Origin of the sequence: Acinetobacter junii CIP 64.5, from assembly GCF_000368765.1 — a bacterium.
GTDB classification, from domain to species: Bacteria; Pseudomonadota; Gammaproteobacteria; order Pseudomonadales; family Moraxellaceae; genus Acinetobacter; species Acinetobacter junii.
The window spans coordinates 1198819-1214743 of the sequence record NZ_KB849655.1 but is presented as its reverse complement, the minus strand read 5'-3'; the positions used below and the strand labels follow the sequence as shown (position 1 = coordinate 1214743).

16 protein-coding genes are annotated in these 15925 nt (G+C 37.6%); 8 read left to right on the top strand and 8 right to left on the bottom strand.

Annotation, left to right across the window (positions count from 1 at the left end):
- Positions 1 to 49: 49 nt before the first annotated feature.
- Together F948_RS11340 and F948_RS11335 are read right to left on the bottom strand one after the other, a co-directional pair.
- Positions 50 to 1075, bottom strand: coding sequence for a class I SAM-dependent methyltransferase (locus tag F948_RS11340; RefSeq protein WP_004963925.1), 1026 nt, complete (start codon positions 1073 to 1075; stop codon positions 50 to 52).
- 62 nt (positions 1076 to 1137) lie between these two features.
- Positions 1138 to 2496 carry a uracil-xanthine permease family protein gene (locus F948_RS11335; RefSeq protein ID WP_004908784.1) on the bottom strand — a complete coding sequence of 453 codons (1359 nt, stop codon included), beginning with the start codon at positions 2494 to 2496 and terminating at the stop codon, positions 1138 to 1140.
- Positions 2497 to 2673: 177 nt separating this feature from the next.
- On the opposite strand from F948_RS11335, the gene typA reads away from it, so the two are divergent.
- From typA to F948_RS11320, 3 genes are all read left to right on the top strand, one after another.
- Positions 2674 to 4509 (top strand): translational GTPase TypA, encoded by a 1836-nt coding sequence (gene typA / locus F948_RS11330; RefSeq protein WP_004908783.1) that lies wholly within the window; start codon positions 2674 to 2676, stop codon positions 4507 to 4509.
- Between the two features lie 245 nt (positions 4510 to 4754).
- Positions 4755 to 5189: a large conductance mechanosensitive channel protein MscL gene (gene mscL / locus F948_RS11325; protein ID WP_004908781.1), complete on the top strand. Its 435-nt coding sequence runs from the start codon at positions 4755 to 4757 to the stop codon at positions 5187 to 5189.
- 157 nt (positions 5190 to 5346) lie between these two features.
- On the top strand, positions 5347 to 5679 hold the full coding sequence (locus F948_RS11320) for a gamma-glutamylcyclotransferase family protein (RefSeq protein WP_004908779.1): 333 nt from the start codon (positions 5347 to 5349) through the stop codon (positions 5677 to 5679).
- Positions 5680 to 5720: 41 nt separating this feature from the next.
- Here F948_RS11320 and F948_RS11315 read toward each other — a convergent pair whose 3' ends face one another.
- Both F948_RS11315 and mutM read right to left on the bottom strand, forming a co-directional pair.
- Positions 5721 to 6011, bottom strand: a complete 291-nt coding sequence (locus tag F948_RS11315; protein WP_004908776.1) for a peptidylprolyl isomerase — start codon at positions 6009 to 6011, stop codon at positions 5721 to 5723.
- A gap of 30 nt (positions 6012 to 6041) precedes the next feature.
- Positions 6042 to 6863 (bottom strand): bifunctional DNA-formamidopyrimidine glycosylase/DNA-(apurinic or apyrimidinic site) lyase, encoded by an 822-nt coding sequence (gene mutM, locus F948_RS11310; RefSeq protein WP_004963919.1) that lies wholly within the window; start codon positions 6861 to 6863, stop codon positions 6042 to 6044.
- 208 nt (positions 6864 to 7071) lie between these two features.
- On the opposite strand from mutM, the gene F948_RS11305 reads away from it, so the two are divergent.
- A complete protein-coding gene (locus F948_RS11305) occupies positions 7072 to 9201 on the top strand; it encodes a TonB-dependent receptor (RefSeq protein WP_004963916.1) in 2130 nt (709 codons plus the stop codon).
- A gap of 46 nt (positions 9202 to 9247) precedes the next feature.
- On the opposite strand, the gene F948_RS11300 is transcribed toward F948_RS11305, so the two are convergent.
- Together F948_RS11300 and ygfZ are read right to left on the bottom strand one after the other, a co-directional pair.
- Entirely contained in the window at positions 9248 to 10060 is an 813-nt protein-coding gene (locus F948_RS11300) for a tetratricopeptide repeat protein (protein ID WP_004963912.1), read from the bottom strand.
- 491 nt (positions 10061 to 10551) lie between these two features.
- Positions 10552 to 11274 carry a CAF17-like 4Fe-4S cluster assembly/insertion protein YgfZ gene (ygfZ, locus tag F948_RS11295; protein ID WP_004963910.1) on the bottom strand — a complete coding sequence of 241 codons (723 nt, stop codon included), beginning with the start codon at positions 11272 to 11274 and terminating at the stop codon, positions 10552 to 10554.
- A 210-nt stretch (positions 11275 to 11484) separates the two neighbouring features.
- Between ygfZ and F948_RS11290 the strand changes: the two genes are divergently transcribed.
- From F948_RS11290 to F948_RS11275, 4 genes are all read left to right on the top strand, one after another.
- Complete coding sequence (locus F948_RS11290; protein WP_004963907.1) at positions 11485 to 11820, top strand: DUF2004 domain-containing protein; 336 nt, start codon at positions 11485 to 11487, stop codon at positions 11818 to 11820.
- A 24-nt stretch (positions 11821 to 11844) separates the two neighbouring features.
- Entirely contained in the window at positions 11845 to 12195 is a 351-nt protein-coding gene (locus tag F948_RS11285; RefSeq protein WP_004963904.1) for a DUF488 domain-containing protein, read from the top strand.
- An 82-nt stretch (positions 12196 to 12277) separates the two neighbouring features.
- The gene (locus F948_RS11280) at positions 12278 to 12622 is read left to right on the top strand and encodes a zinc ribbon domain-containing protein YjdM (protein WP_004963901.1); all 345 of its coding nucleotides are present in this window, start codon (positions 12278 to 12280) and stop codon (positions 12620 to 12622) included.
- Positions 12623 to 12763: 141 nt separating this feature from the next.
- Entirely contained in the window at positions 12764 to 13099 is a 336-nt protein-coding gene (locus F948_RS11275) for a YegP family protein (RefSeq protein ID WP_026057400.1), read from the top strand.
- Between the two features lie 60 nt (positions 13100 to 13159).
- On the opposite strand, the gene F948_RS11270 is transcribed toward F948_RS11275, so the two are convergent.
- Positions 13160 to 14875, bottom strand: coding sequence for a proline--tRNA ligase (locus tag F948_RS11270; protein WP_004963897.1), 1716 nt, complete (start codon positions 14873 to 14875; stop codon positions 13160 to 13162).
- Between the two features lie 157 nt (positions 14876 to 15032).
- Positions 15033 to 15701 carry a hypothetical protein gene (locus tag F948_RS11265; RefSeq protein ID WP_004963893.1) on the bottom strand — a complete coding sequence of 223 codons (669 nt, stop codon included), beginning with the start codon at positions 15699 to 15701 and terminating at the stop codon, positions 15033 to 15035.
- Positions 15702 to 15925 lie beyond the last annotated feature (224 nt).

Sequence of the window (15925 nt, the reverse complement as noted above, 5' to 3'; positions counted from 1 at the left end):
ACCGAATAAGGGTCAGTTGACACTTAAAATTACGTGTTAGGTTGAGATGTCAACCAACCTTGCCTGCACAGGCATATAATACTTTGAATCCCTGCTGATCAGCTTTCACTTCACATTGACCAAATTGTTGTTCAATGAGGGGAGGATAATTGAGAAAGCGATTGGCTACGATCCACAGTTCACCCGAACTTTTTAAATGCGATTTTGCTAAGCGACACAGAGTTTCACTTGCATCGTAATTAGTATGTATGCCTTGATGAAATGGTGGATTGCTTACAATTGCATCCAAATCTTGAGGGGCGTCACTAAAGCAAGTAACTGGTTCAAGATTTAAATTTTCCAAGTTTAAGCCATTCTGTTCAAATGTGAACTTGGTTGACTGTAATGCAAAGGCATCAACATCAAGTGCAAAAATATGCTGTTCTGGGTTTAATTTGGCTAGATAGGCACTAATTACGCCAGCGCCGCAACCAAAGTCGGCAATCTTACCTGATTTTACTTCTTGAAGGTAAGGGAGCAAGACTGCTGTACCCACATCCAAATGATCTTGACTAAACACACCTGGAAGTGCGCAAATCGTGAGTGATTGTTGGTCGATTTGAATCGTATAGGTTTTTAACCAGTCTTGCAGTGTTTTTGATTGTGCTAATTTTTCGAGTCGCATCTGCCAAAGTTGGCAATGGCGTGCACTATCTAATTTGATAGCTTTTCCATATTGCTGTAATTGTTTAGCTGCTCGTTCAATCCCACCTTTTTTCTCACCAACTAAAAAGACTGATTGACCTAGCTCTAAATGGCTGGCAACAGTATGCAAAATATAGTTTAAAAGCTCTTTTGATTTTGGAACAAAAATAACCACCTGATCATAGCGATTTGCTGGAAACTCAACGCAAAAAATTGATTTTATTTCTGCGTTTAGAAAGCCTTGATGATCTGCAAAGTTCCATGTCCAAACGGAAGCTTCGACTTCGACGGGTAAGTTTTTTACGAGCTGATCATTCGGGGCATTGATGAATAAAACTTGCCCTTTTAAATAATCTTGTTGACGTATGACAACTTCACTACGTGGATCCATATTGATCTCTCATCAAAAACAAAGCCCAGTCGTGAAACTGGGCACTTGCAATTGTTAACGAATTATTTTTGAGTTTCAGGTAAAACAATATTCAAAATCAAGGCTGCAATACCACCTGTTGCAACACCTGAGCTGAAAATATTTTTAAATAATTCAGGAAGGTGTTCTAGGATTTGTGGTACTTGTGCTACCCCTAAGCCTAGTGCTAATGAAATTGCAATAATTAACAATGCACGGCGATCTAAATGGATCGTTGATAAAATATTAATACCAGATGCTGCCACAGCACCGAACATGACCATCACCGCACCGCCAAGTACCGCTTGTGGAACAGCTTGAATCACAGCAGCCACAGCAGGGAATAAACCTAATAAGATCAATAATGCTGCAATCCAAAGACCTACATAACGGCTCGCAACACCAGTCAACTGGATCACACCATTATTTTGTGCAAATACAGAACTTGGAAAAGTATTGAAAATACCTGCTAAGAAAGAGTTGGCACCATTAACTAGAACACCACCTTTGATGCGTTGCATCCAAATGGGGCCATCTACAGGTTGATTGGAAATTTTGCTGGTTGCTGTGACATCACCAATTGCTTCTAGAGAAGTTACTAGATAAATAAAAGCCATTGGAATAAACAAGCTCCAAGAAAAGCTCAATCCAAAATGCATTGGTGTTGGGATTTGAATAATCGGGGCTTCTTGTAATACGGAAAAGTTTAAATGTCCCATAAATCCAGCAAGTACATAACCGATGACTAAAGCGATCAAAATTGCTGAACTTTTCACCCAAATAATGCGAATTCTATTCAGTAAAATGATAATCCCCAAAACTGTACATGACATAATGAGATTATCTGCATTTGCAAAGGTATTATCCTGCATTGCAGTATAACCACCCCCCATGCTAATCAGTCCTTCTTTGATCAATGTTAGACCAATCAACAGAACGACGATTCCTGTAACGAGAGGAGTAATCAGCTTTTTTACCCAAGGTAAAATTTGAGATACGCCCATTTCGATAAATGAACCAGCGATTACGACACCAAAAATGGCAGCCATAACTTGTTCGACAGGTGTGCCAGCGGCTACCATTGCGCTACCTATACCAATGATAGGACCAATGAAATTAAAGCTAGTTCCTTGAACAATAAGTAATCCAGCGCCAAATGGACCAACTTTTTTACATTGCAAGAAAGTCGCGATCCCTGAAATGATTAATGACATAGAAAGAATCATATTGGTGTCTTCGCGAGACACACCTAATGCCAAACAAATCAATAATCCAGGGGTGACAATTGGCACTAAAATCGCTAAAAGATGTTGAAGCGCCGCTAAAAAAGCAATAAAAGGTTTCGGTCGATCATTTAGCCCATAGACTAGATCGAGCGGTTGTTCTGAGTGGGGATTTGACATGGGAGCATAAAAAAGCGGTAAGCATTAGTTGATTATTCTAATAGACTTAGACTACTTTACCAACGATTCTGTAACTATTCGTCAGAAAAAAATTGCTCTGTCAATAAACTGTCACTACTAAACTTTAGTATTTTTCTGTATAATTTGCCCTCAAATTTAAAGCGTATCGAATTTTACATGTCAGATATTAAAACTCTCCGTAACATTGCCATTATTGCGCACGTCGATCATGGTAAAACGACTCTTGTAGACAAACTTTTACAACAATCAGGTGCTCTTGGTGATCGCGCAGGCGAGATTGAACGTGTTATGGATTCTAACGCGCTTGAGTCTGAACGTGGTATTACCATTCTTGCGAAAAATACTGCAATCAAATGGTTAGATAAGCGTACTGATACTGAATACCGTATCAATATCGTGGATACCCCGGGACACGCAGACTTCGGTGGCGAAGTTGAACGTGTAATGTCGATGGTTGACTGTGTATTGCTTCTTGTTGACTCTCAAGAAGGTCCAATGCCACAAACTCGTTTCGTAACGCAAAAAGCGTTCGCACGTGGTTTGAAGCCAATCGTAATCATTAACAAAGTTGACAAGCCAAGCGCTCGTTGTGACTGGGTTATTGATCAAGTATTCGACTTATTTGATAACTTAGGCGCATCTGATGAGCAATTAGACTTCCCAGTTGTTTATGCTTCAGGTCTTCGTGGTGTGGCTGGTCCATCACCAGAAGAATTAGCGGATGATATGACTCCGTTGTTTGAAACGATTGTTGATATCGTAGAACCACCAGCAGTTGATGTTGATGGTCCGTTCCAAATGCAGATTTCTTCACTTGATTATAACAGCTTCGTTGGTGTTATTGGTGTTGGTCGTATTCAACGTGGTTCTGTAAAATTGAACACTCAAGTAACCGTAATTGATAAAGAAGGTAAGACACGTAATGGTCGTATCTTAAAAATCATGGGTTATCACGGTTTAGAGCGTGTTGATGTTGAATCTGCTTCTGCTGGTGATATCGTTTGTATCACAGGTATTGATGCATTAAATATTTCTGACACGATTTGTGATCCGAAAAATGTTGAAGCATTACCTGCATTGTCTGTTGATGAACCTACAGTTTCGATGACGTTCCAAGTGAACAACTCACCGTTTGCTGGTAAAGAAGGTAAATTCGTGACTTCACGTAATATCCGTGAGCGTCTTGATCGTGAATTGATTCACAATGTGGCATTACGTGTTGAAGATACTGATAGTCCAGACCGTTTTAAAGTATCTGGTCGTGGTGAACTTCACCTTTCAGTATTGATTGAAAACATGCGTCGTGAAGGCTTTGAAATGGGCGTATCACGTCCACAAGTCATCATGAAAGAAATCGATGGTGAAAAACAAGAGCCATACGAAAATGTAACGTTTGATGTTGAAGAACAGCATCAAGGTTCAGTTATGGAACAAATGGGCTTCCGTAAAGGTGAAATGACCAATATGGAAGTTGATGGTAAAGGTCGTATCCGTATTGAAGCGACTGTACCTTCACGTGGCTTGATTGGTTTCCGTTCTGAATTCTTAACCATGACTTCTGGTACAGGGATCATGACATCAAGCTTCTCGCATTACGGTCCAGCAAAAGCAGGTACTGTTGCGAAACGTCAAAATGGTGTGTTGATTTCTATGGTTCAAGGGACTTGCTTGGGCTATGCACTCTTCACACTTCAAGACCGTGGTCGTTTATTTGCTAAGCCACAGCTTGAAGTATATGAAGGCATGATCATTGGTATTAACTCACGTTCAGATGATATGGTTGTTAACCCAACCAAAGCGAAGCAATTAACCAACGTTCGTGCATCAGGTACTGATGAAGCACTGACTTTAACACCTGCATTGGAATATACGCTTGAACAAGCGCTTGAATTCATTGAAGATGATGAGCTGGTTGAAGTAACACCAAAATCAATCCGTATTCGTAAGCGTTACTTGACTGAAAACGAACGTAAGCGTAATCGCGATAAATAATCTTTTAGCATAGAAGATTTAAAAAACCGCTAAATTAATTTAGCGGTTTTTTTATTGAAAATGAATTATGACTGATGCATGCTTAAGTTCATATTTTTACTACAATAAAATATGTTGTTAAAGTGTGAAATAACTTTATTTATTTCAGAATAATATTAAATTATCAATATTATGATGAATAACTGTGCCTATGTAATAAACAATGCAAAAGTAGGTGCGATCACGTCAATTCTGGAGAGTTATAAATGAGTATTATTCAAGAATTTAAAGAATTTGCCATCAAAGGCAATATGATGGATCTTGCCATTGGTGTCATCATTGGTGGTGCATTTGGTAAAATTATTGATTCATTGGTGAAAGATATCATCATGCCACTTATTTCAGTTATTACTGGTGGGGGTGTTGATTTTACGCAGAAGTTTATTGTGCTAGGAGACAATCCAAATAATTTACAGTCTTTAGATCAATTAACGAAAGCAGGTGTCAATGTTTTAACCTATGGTAATTTCTTAACCATCTTTATTAATTTCATTATTTTGGCATGGGTTGTGTTTCTTATGGTGAAAGTAATGAATCGTATGCGTAAACAAAAAGAAGCAGCGCCAGCAGCACCAGCGCCTACACCAGAAGATATTCAGTTGTTACGTGAAATCCGTGATGAATTGAAAAAACAGGGTTAATAGACCTTGATACAGAAAACGGCATTTGATATGCCGTTTTTTTATTGTAGATTGGAATAAAATTAGCTAAAGAACGATAGATGATAATCGTTTTTACATAGAAAACTTTCTACTTTCATTTTAAGATGCGGAGCGTATTGCTAGGGGATTAACCAACATGAACAGATTATTTGTTTACGGCACACTTGGTCCAAATCGAGAAAATTCGCATATTTTAGGAAATATAGGTGGTGATTGGCAAAAGGCACAAGTACATGGAACTGTGCATGTACTCGATTGGGGGCCTGACAAAGGTCTGCCAGCCATTGTGCTCAATGAAAATGATCCTTTAGTTGATGGCTATCTTTTTAGTACAGAAAAGTTAGAGCAAAACTGGCAAATGTTGGATGATTTCGAAGGCTTCCAATATCAACGCGTTGTTGCACCAGTGATATTAGATTCAGGTGAAAAAGTTGAAGCTTGGACTTATGTCATGCAGCCAAAGATTTGAATACGTTACTGGAGGGGCGCAGAAATACTTTACTTCGAAGGCTATCTCAGCCCATCCATACGAAATTTAATCTCAACTAAGTGAAAGCCAAATTGGCTTTTGATTGGACCATGTAAAATACGCTCGGCTGCAGTAAAAACTAACTTATCAATCACAGGCACAAGCTGTCCTTTTTTTACTTCACCCAGTTCACCACCGCGTTTAGCTGAATTACAGGTTGAATATTGTTTGGCAATTTTGCTGAAATCAGCACCTGACTGAATTCGTTTTTTTAACTGTTCAGCAAGATCTTTATCTTTTACTAAAATATGTCGAACGATTGCGGTTTGCATGAAATTAGTCTCCCTCAAATAGATTTGCAACTAAGCTTTGGTGGATTTTAGAGGCTGACACTGCGGGCAAAATACACTGGCACGTTGACCAAGTTTTAAATTCTCCAGTGTGGTTTCACAGTTCACACACATTTCACCAGCTCGACCATAAGCAAGGAGTGTTTGTTGGAAGTATCCATTTTCACCCATTGCATTGGTATAATCGCGTAATGTAGAACCACCTAGCTCAATTGCATGCTTTAGAATGCGTTTTACTTCAATCACTAAGCTTTCAATTTGCTCTAAACTCAATGTTGAAGCGGGTTGTGCAGGATGTATACCGACATTGAATAAGCTTTCAGTCGCATAAATATTACCAACGCCTACTACATTATGATTATCCATTAAAGCAATTTTGATGCCGACATTCTTTTTTGAGAGTTTTTCAAATAAATAAACAGCGTTAAATTCATTACTTAGCGGTTCTGGCCCTAATGTATCAATCAGTTTTTCTTGATTGTTTTTATCTAACCATAGAATACAACCAAAGCGACGTGGATCATGATAGCGAAGCTGTTGATCTTCGAAGTCGATTACAAGATGATCATGTTTACGCAATTCTTCGTTTGCTTCACATAAACGAAAGCTGCCTGACATACCTAAGTGCCATAGCATCTGATCTCGTTCAAATTCAGCCAAAATATATTTAGAACGACGTTTAAGCGCCATTAAACGTTGCCCAATCAGTTTGTTCAAATCATCGGGTATAGGCCAACGTAAACTTGAGTTATAGACCTGTATTGATTGGACTCGTTGTTCTAAGAGTGGGAGTAAACTGGTCTTAGTAGTTTCAACTTCTGGAAGTTCAGGCATATTCAGCTCAAGTTGTTTTCAACAACAATACAATGAGGGTAAATGTTTCATTTACAATTATGCTGATATTTATTTTTAATTGCGAATCATGATGAAAAAATACTTTGATCTTTTCGCTAAGGTTAAATCTCTAACACAACAATAAAATAATCAAAATTTAGTTTTAAGAAACTATTTCATCATCGCCACACAGAAATAAGGAATACCCATGCCTTCACTAAAAATTAACTTGTTATACGGTTCAGTTGCAATAACTATGGGCATGGCAAGTACCTTTGTATGGTCAGAGGAATCTAGTAATGATCAAATTGAACCTTTACCTGTAATTAAAGTCGAAGCTACTCGTACTGACACGCCTTATATGCAAACACCAGCATCTGTTTATCGAATTGATGCCCCTAAAAATGATCAATCTTTGCAGGTTAATTTAACAGAACTTGTTAAGGGGATTCCGAGCGTTCAAGTACGTAATCGGGAAAATTATGCTCAAGACTTGCAGCTATCAATGCGTGGTTTTGGTGCTAGATCGACCTTTGGGGTGCGGGGAATACGTTTATATGTTGATGGAATACCTGCAACGATGCCCGATGGGCAGGGGCAAACTTCGAACATCGATATGAATAGTTTGAGTCATTTAGAGGTTTTGACTGGACCATTTTCTTCATTGTATGGTAATTCATCTGGTGGAGCTGTTCTTGCAACTACTCGAGAAGGGCAGGGTAAGGATTCTGTAGAAATGAGTTATTCAGGCGGCAGTCATAACAAAAATCATGCAGGGCTAGTTTTACAAGGGGGCGCTAAAAATCAAAATGAGCCGAGCTATATCATTAGTTCCTCATATTTTAATACGGATGGTTATCGCGATCATAGTAGCGCAGAAAAAGTCTTAAATAATGCGAAACTGACATGGAATTTGGAAGATGGCAGTAAAATTAATTGGGTTACTAACTATGTGAAGATTCATGCTGATGATCCACAGGGATTAAATAGAACTCAGTGGCAACAAAATCCTCGTCAAGTTAATGATGCTAATAATACTTACAATGTTCGTAAAGATATTGAGCAAACTCAGACAGGTTTGACTTGGTCAAAACCACTCAATGATCAAAATGAACTGTATGCGATGACTTATATTGGGCAACGTCAGGTAACACAATACCAGTCTATTCCAGATACGGTACAGAAGAACCCTAACACACCCTATCAAGCTGGTGGCGTGATTGATTTTAAGCGTGATTATTATGGTGCTGATTTCCGCTGGACAGGAAAAGATTTATTACCTTATACCCAATTCAGTGCGGGTGTTGCGATCGATGCTATGAACGAAGATCGACAAGGCTATCAAAACTTTAATGATGCGGGTGATAAAGGTATAAAAGGTGCTGTGCGCCGTGATGAACGCAATACTTTGTGGAATGTAGATCCTTATCTACAAGCATCTTGGTCTTTTTTACAAACCATGCGTTTAGATACAGGGGTGCGTTATAGCAATGTACATTACAAGTCGAAAGATCATTATATCGTTGGTTTGAACGGCGATAATAGTGGTAAGACAACATACGAAGAGGTATTACCTTCAGTTGCATTAAGCTGGCAAATCATCCCAGAAGTGCTGGCTTACGCGAGCTATGCCAAAGGGTTTGAAACACCGACTTTTACTGAAATGGCTTATCCTGCACAAGGTGGCGTAAGTATGCTTGATTTAAAACCATTGAAAAGTGATAACTATGAACTCGGTTTAAAATCTTCAAATACGCTGGGTGATTTTAACTTGGCGACCTTCTATATCGAAACCAAAGATGACATTGTGGCAGCCGAAAGCTTGGGTGGCCGTGCGACGTTCCGTAATGCTGATAAAACCCTACGTAAAGGTATTGAATTTGCATGGAATAAGAAGCTTTGGAAAGACATAGCACTGAATGCGAGCTATGCATATTTAGATGCAACTTTTGATTCGAAAGTGCCTGCGGCTGGGAAAGTTGCAGAGATTCCAGAAGGCAATGCAATTCCTGGAATTGCTAAGAATCAAGCCTTTATTGGCTTGGTATGGCAGCCAGAGCAAGGTTTCTATGCAGGACTTGATACCCAGTTTATGGATAAGGTCTATGTCAATGATATCAATAGTGATGCTGCTGCAAGCTATACTGTGGCATCGATTTATACAGGTTATGCATGGAAACGTGCTGATTGGGGCATTAATGGCTTTGCGCGTGTAGATAATCTGTTCGATAAAAACTATGCTGGTTCTGTGATTGTCAACGAAGGAAGCAGCCGTTTCTTTGAACCTGCGGATGGTCGGAACTGGAGTGCTGGTCTAAAAGTCTCTAAACAATTTTAAAATTATAAATATTGGCAGCACTTTTTTATGTGCTGCCAATATATGATTACTTTTTAGGTGGTTGAGTTGCTACTGGTGCAGCTTTTTGAGCGGCAATAGCTTGTTCAACTTTTTCCAAAGATTCTTTGGCATTTGGAATATTTTGGGCTGCTAAGGTCTTGAATATTTTTTGAGCTTCAGGAAGATTTTGGTCAACTACATCTCCGTTCGCCATCAAATTCCCAAGAACCATTAACGATGGTGCATATCCTTTAGAGGCTAAAGAGCGAAAGCTGTTCACAGCAACCTGCTGTAGGACAGGATTTTTATTTTTATTTCCCATACCTAGATCGTAGATCGCCTTTAGGTGTATCGCTGGATAATAATTCTTTTGTATCAATGGACGTAGCTGTCGAATCGCCAATTGGTCGTACTCTGGTTTTCCTTGAGCAAATAATATCGTTGCCACCTCTACACCAGCTTCTTCTGAGCCTTGTTTCGCAGCTTTATCTAAATATATTTTATATTTCTGTGTGTCTTTCGTGATTCCAATATTGCTTTTACCATATCGATATATTTGTGCGAGTTCATAACTCGCCTTGCCAAATCCTTTATTTGAGGCATCTTGAAAGTATTCAAATGCCTTTTTTTCATCTTTTGATGTGCCTAAGCCTTGCTGAGTCATAGAGCCAAGATTATAAATTGCTTGAGCATTACCCGATGCCGCAATTCGCTGAATTTCTTGGAAAGCAGCTGTGTAGTTTTTTGCTTCATAAAGTTGGTTTGCTTTAGAAAATATTACATCAGCATTACCTTTTTCTGCAGCAAATACTGAGTTACAGGTTATGGCAATTAAGCTAGCAATAAGCAATTTTTTCATCTTCTTTCCTTTCAGTTTGGTCTGCTATCACTCCTTTGCGTAGCAGAAAGCAATCTTTAACCCTAATCATAAATTTATAATCTGAAATGTAAATCTTGATTTTGTATAAGTGTTGAATGCAATTTATTGGCTTAATTTGAGTTTTAATTTCTCTAAATCTATGAAAAATATAATAACGAGTCTTAATAGAAATAACCTTATTTAAATTCTATGGAGATACTGTGAATTAATCATAAATATTCTTTACATTATGAAAGTTTAGCTTTCTAAGCAGTTACTAGTTTTGTTGCAAATCAACAGGAATTGCTACAATTCGAATTACATTTTTTAAGAAAAACAGATATCTACTCAAAAGGTTAAATTACTGCATGAAGATTTTCGAACAGCTTGAATAATATGCTTATCGTCATTCAATAGATTTCATTAAGGAGTTGTAGTAAAGGATAACCATGTTATTACAGCTCCAAAAATGAAAAAGGTCTTTACAACTGTTAACTTGGTCTTGCTACATCGCCATTCAAAGCCTCTGGTAAATCTAGGATTTCTAGTCCTAATTCTTCTAAAGCCGTTGGCTTGGCAATCACGAGCGCTAAATAACCATCATTAATACTTACACTATTTACAACTTCAACATCCTTGTGTAGTTGTGTTGCTGGAGCAGGCAGATCACCTTTGGCATGAATTAGATGTAACCAGTGTTTGGGTTTAGCTTTAAACCAAAGACGAGCTACAATTTCTTGACCTAAATAACAGCCCTTATCAAAATGTACGCCGTCGCGCTGATGTAATCGTAATTCTTGCGGCTGGAATAAGTGTTCTGTTGTTTTGCTAATCCAAGCTTGCCCTGACTTGATCGCTTCAATCTGCCAAGTATAGATATCCGTTTCATTTGAAGAAAATTCTGTTTGGATCCCATGTATAGTTGGAAAAACAGAACCTATTTCTTCTAATTTCAACTTAGAAAAAGCACCAAATTTCTTAATGTGCTTGGCAAACTCTTCAGCTTGATCGTGAGTCGTAACTAGTTCAAAACTTTCTGTATTTAGCTTTTTTATCCACAAACCAAAATGAATTCGTCCTTTTAAATCGCAAATAGCAGTGTAGCGACTTTCATTTAAAGCTAAACGTTCAACATGAACCGTCACCTGACCTTGTAAAAATTTTTGTGCATCAACACCATTTAAACTAAAAGCCGTAAAAGCAAGCTCACTCATTGATCGATCCTAAACTATTTGTTCATCTAAAAACATAAAGACATTTTGCGCCATTTTTTATAAAAATGCAGCCTGAAATTCTCGATAATCGTAGCCAAATAGAAGATTAGATGTGTCGCTAACAGTTTGAAAACCGCTATGATATTTTTAGTCAATAAAACTATGCATTAAAAATAAAAATTCAACTCATAAGATGATAGGGAATCAATAATGGCTAATCATTTTGGACTTAACCGAGAGCAAATCGCTCGTGCAGCGATGCGAACAGCATTAGAAAATCAACAAGCTGAAGATAGTGTCGAGTTATTTATTCAACATCACCTCGAAGAGATTGAACCTGATTATTGGGAAAAACATTTTGGAACCAGTCAACCCAATTGTTTACAAGTTCTAGAACACTTAGTGCTTGTTCATCAATTTGAAGATGAAGACCTAGAAACAATGGAAATGTTGGATTTTAGCTTACCAGAAGAAGTAACTAACTATGTTATTTGCGTGAGTTTTGATGCTAAAGGTGAAGTGGTTGATATCTCTATGGAAAGTTAGTTTTGTCTTTTCAGGTGGTGTTTAATGGATATTCAAATTAAGAGAATTTATGAGGATTCTGAAAAATTAGATGGGTTAAGGATCCTTGTTGACCGTTTATGGCCAAGAGGAGTATCAAAGGAAAAAGCACATCTTGATTTATGGTTAAAAGAAATAGCACCATCAACACAATTACGTACTGCATTTTGCCATAAAGTAGAAAATTGGTTGGAATTCCAAGATAAGTATTATGAAGAATTGTCTAGGAATCCATGTATTAATGAGTTGGTACTCTTGGCTGAAAAGAATAAGCTAACCCTTATATATGCTGCAAAGGATCCAAATTTGAATCATGCTTTGGTGCTTAAAAATTTTATATTAGCTAAGGAAAAATGAATTTTTATAATTTTAACAATACTTAAAATGGTGTTTTGAAAAAAATTGTCTTTGATTCATAATAGTATTTTGAGTTTCTTTTATGTCTTTGCCAAATTGTCCAAAATGCCAATCAGAATATACTTATCAAGAAGCTGATTTATTTATTTGCCCTGAGTGTGCACACGAGTGGAAAGAGGGTTCTGTTGCCACAAATGAATCAGAAGAAATCATTAAAGATGCAAATGGTAATGTATTGGCTGATGGGGATAGTATTACTGTTATTAAAGATTTAAAAATAAAAGGTTCGTCTTCTGTTGTAAAAGTCGGTACAAAAGTAAAAACGATTCGTTTAGTTCACGGTGCAAGTGATGGTCATAATATCGATTGTAAAATTGATGGTATAGGCGCTATGAAACTTAAAGCTGAATTTGTAAAGAAAGCGTAGTTTAAGCATAAGAAAAGCAGCAGAAATGTTGCTTTTCTTATAAATTACTAAATGAGAACAAAAAACAATCTTCTATGGTTTTCTACTCAACTATATTGAAATAACAATTTATAAATAACAACTCCGATAAGAGAGGTTCTCATAGCAGGTTGGTTTGAAGTCAGTCAAGCGAATGATGGGCAGTATCGCTTTGTTTTAAAAGCAGGGAATGGTGAGCCCATTCTAAATAGTGAACTTTATAAAACAAAAGCAGCGGTGCTCAATGGTATAGCATCTGTTCAAAAAAATAGTCCAGATGATGGGCGATATGAGCGAGTGGTAGCAAAAAATGATAAACCTTATTTTAATTTAAAAGCAGCGAATCATCAGGTGATTGGAACTAGCCAATTGTATTCAAGTGAACAATCACGAGATAAAGGGATTGAGTCTGTTAAAAACAATCGTTCATCAGAGACCATAAAAGATTTAACTGTCTAAATCTAAAAAATAAAAAAAGCCGTTTCAAAAACGGCTTTTTTGCTATCTGATAATTAGCAATTAACCAGCAAGTTTTTTGATTAACTCTTCTTTACTTAGATTAGTTGATTCTTCATCACGACGACCTTTATATTCAAAAGTACCAGCGTCTAAGCCTTTTTCACCGATTACAATACGATGAGGAATACCCATCAATTCAAGATCAGAGAACTTAACACCAGGGCGTTCATTACGGTCATCTAATAACACGTCATAACCTTGGGCTTGTAATTCAGCATAAAGTGCTTCTGCTGCCTCAAGAGTACGCGGCGATTTATGAGCATTCATTGGAACGATTGCAACTTCGAATGGTGCGATTGCTTGTGGCCAAATAATGCCTTTATCGTCAAAGTTTTGCTCAATTGCTGCAGCAACTACACGTGTGACACCGATACCATAGCAACCCATTGTGACAGTAAATGGTTTCCCATCTTCGCCAAGTACTTTACAACCTAATGCTTCAGAATATTTCGTACCGAGTTGGAAGATATGACCAACTTCGATCCCTCGTTTAATCTGCAATGTACCTTTACCATCTGGTGAGGGATCGCCTTCAACCACATTACGAAGATCATAAACTTCACTATACTTCGCATCTCGTTCCCAGTTTAAGCCAGTAGCATGCTTATCAACTTGGTTAGCACCTGCGATAAAATCAGATAATACAGATGCTGCACGATCAACAATTACGGTTAAGCCTTTTTCTACAAGTCCCTGAGGACCACAGAAGCCAGCTGTTAAACCATTTTGCTTTAATTGTTCTTCTGTAGCAAAGCTCAGAGGCGCTGCAATAAGAGGATGTTTTTCAGCTTTAATCTCATTCAGTTCGTGATCACCGCGTAAGAAAAGTGCAATTACTGGAATATTGCCGTTTTCATCCGCGATACCTTGTACAAGTAGAGCTTTGATCGATTGTTTCGCTTCAGCATTTAAAAAACCACAGACATCTTCAATCGTTTTTTGATTCGGTGTTTCAACGATTTTAAATTCTTGTGTAGCTGCTAAACGCTCACCAACTAACACAGCCTCAGCCATTTCAACGTTAGCTGCGTAATCTGATTCTGTAGAGAAGGCGATGTCGTCTTCACCACTAGATGCCAATACATGAAACTCATGCGATGCAGAACCACCAATCGAGCCTGTATCAGCCTGAACTGGGCGGAAGTCCAATCCTAATCGTGTGAAGATACGGCTGTATGTGTCATACATTACGTCGTAAGTTTCTTGAAGAGATTCTTGGTTTGCATGGAAAGAATAAGCATCTTTCATAATGAATTCACGTGAACGCATCACGCCAAAACGAGGACGAATTTCGTCACGGAATTTGGTTTGAATCTGGTAGAAATTTAAAGGTAATTGTTTATAACTTTTAAGTTCATTACGCGCTAAATCGGTGATGACTTCTTCATGTGTAGGTCCCAATACAAAGTCATTTGTATGGCGATCTTTGAAACGTAATAATTCAGGTCCGTATTGTTCAAAACGACCAGATTCTTCCCATAGTGCAGCAGGTTGTGTGACTGGCATAAAGACTTCTAATGCACCAGAACGATTCATTTCTTCACGAACAATCGCATCAACTTTCTTTAGAACGCGTGTTCCCATGGGCAACCAAGAGTATAAGCCAGAAGCTAATTTACGAATCATCCCCGCACGTAACATAAGCTGATGAGAAATAACTTCAGCATCATTTGGGGTTTCTCTTAACGTTGCAAATAAAAAGCGGCTTGCGCGCATGGAAACTATCCTAGAGTTAAATGTTGTCTAAAAATTAGTTTACAAAAAGGACTTTTAAGATGTCTATTTTGAATTGAGCGCATTATGACATGAATCATTCAATTTCGGAAAAGTTAGCACATCCAATTCAAGCGAAAGTTGTGAAAGGGAAGGGTAATTATTGATTACGAGATGCTTCATCTTGTTCTAATTTATTTAAGCGACGAATGATCTCAGCATAATCTGACTCAGTTTTATGATAGCTATTACGTAAACTTTCAACAGTGTTTTTTACATTATCAATATTTTGAGCATTATTGGCTAAATTGTTTTTGAGTGATGCTGGAATCGATTCTCCTTTGCGATGATATTCCATTTCTTGACGCTTGAAGCCGATCTTATCGCGTTGTAACTGTTGTAATTGGTTCTGCTGATAATTCAACTGCTTTTTAATGTTTGCTAACATTTGATCGCGTTTTATTGCTGCAATTTTTGCACTTCCATAGGCACGTTTGAGCTTTAAATCTTTTTCTCGTTGTCTAGCTAAAGCTTCACGATGAGATGCTTGTTGAATATCTTTATTCGCATTATATGGTTGATTTCGTTTGATCACTTGCATGTTACGATCGAGTGCTTCATACCCATAACGAATATGCTCTGGTGTCACAGAAGTACTAACATTAGCAACACCATTTCTGTCGTAGTAACGATACCATGCTGCTTTGGGTTGATCAGTTGCTGCGAAAGTTGATGTATAAAAAAAACATAAAAAAAATGCGCAAATGTAATTACGAGCAATCGTTGTAAAGTGACGAATGCGGAAACCGCACTTTAACGAACCAGTCATTACATTCCCCGATAAAAAGTTAATTAAATCACTTATTTTTAAATAATAATCAGTACTATATTAGTAGCTATTTATACAATTAAAAATACTTCTTATGCAAAAAAAATAGGAATTTGATGAAAAGTGTGAACTGTTTAATATTGTTTTGAAAAACTGATAGTTTGGTTCAAAAAACTTCATTGATAATGCAAGTAAAGGTATGTTAAAAATATCAACTAGTCTGT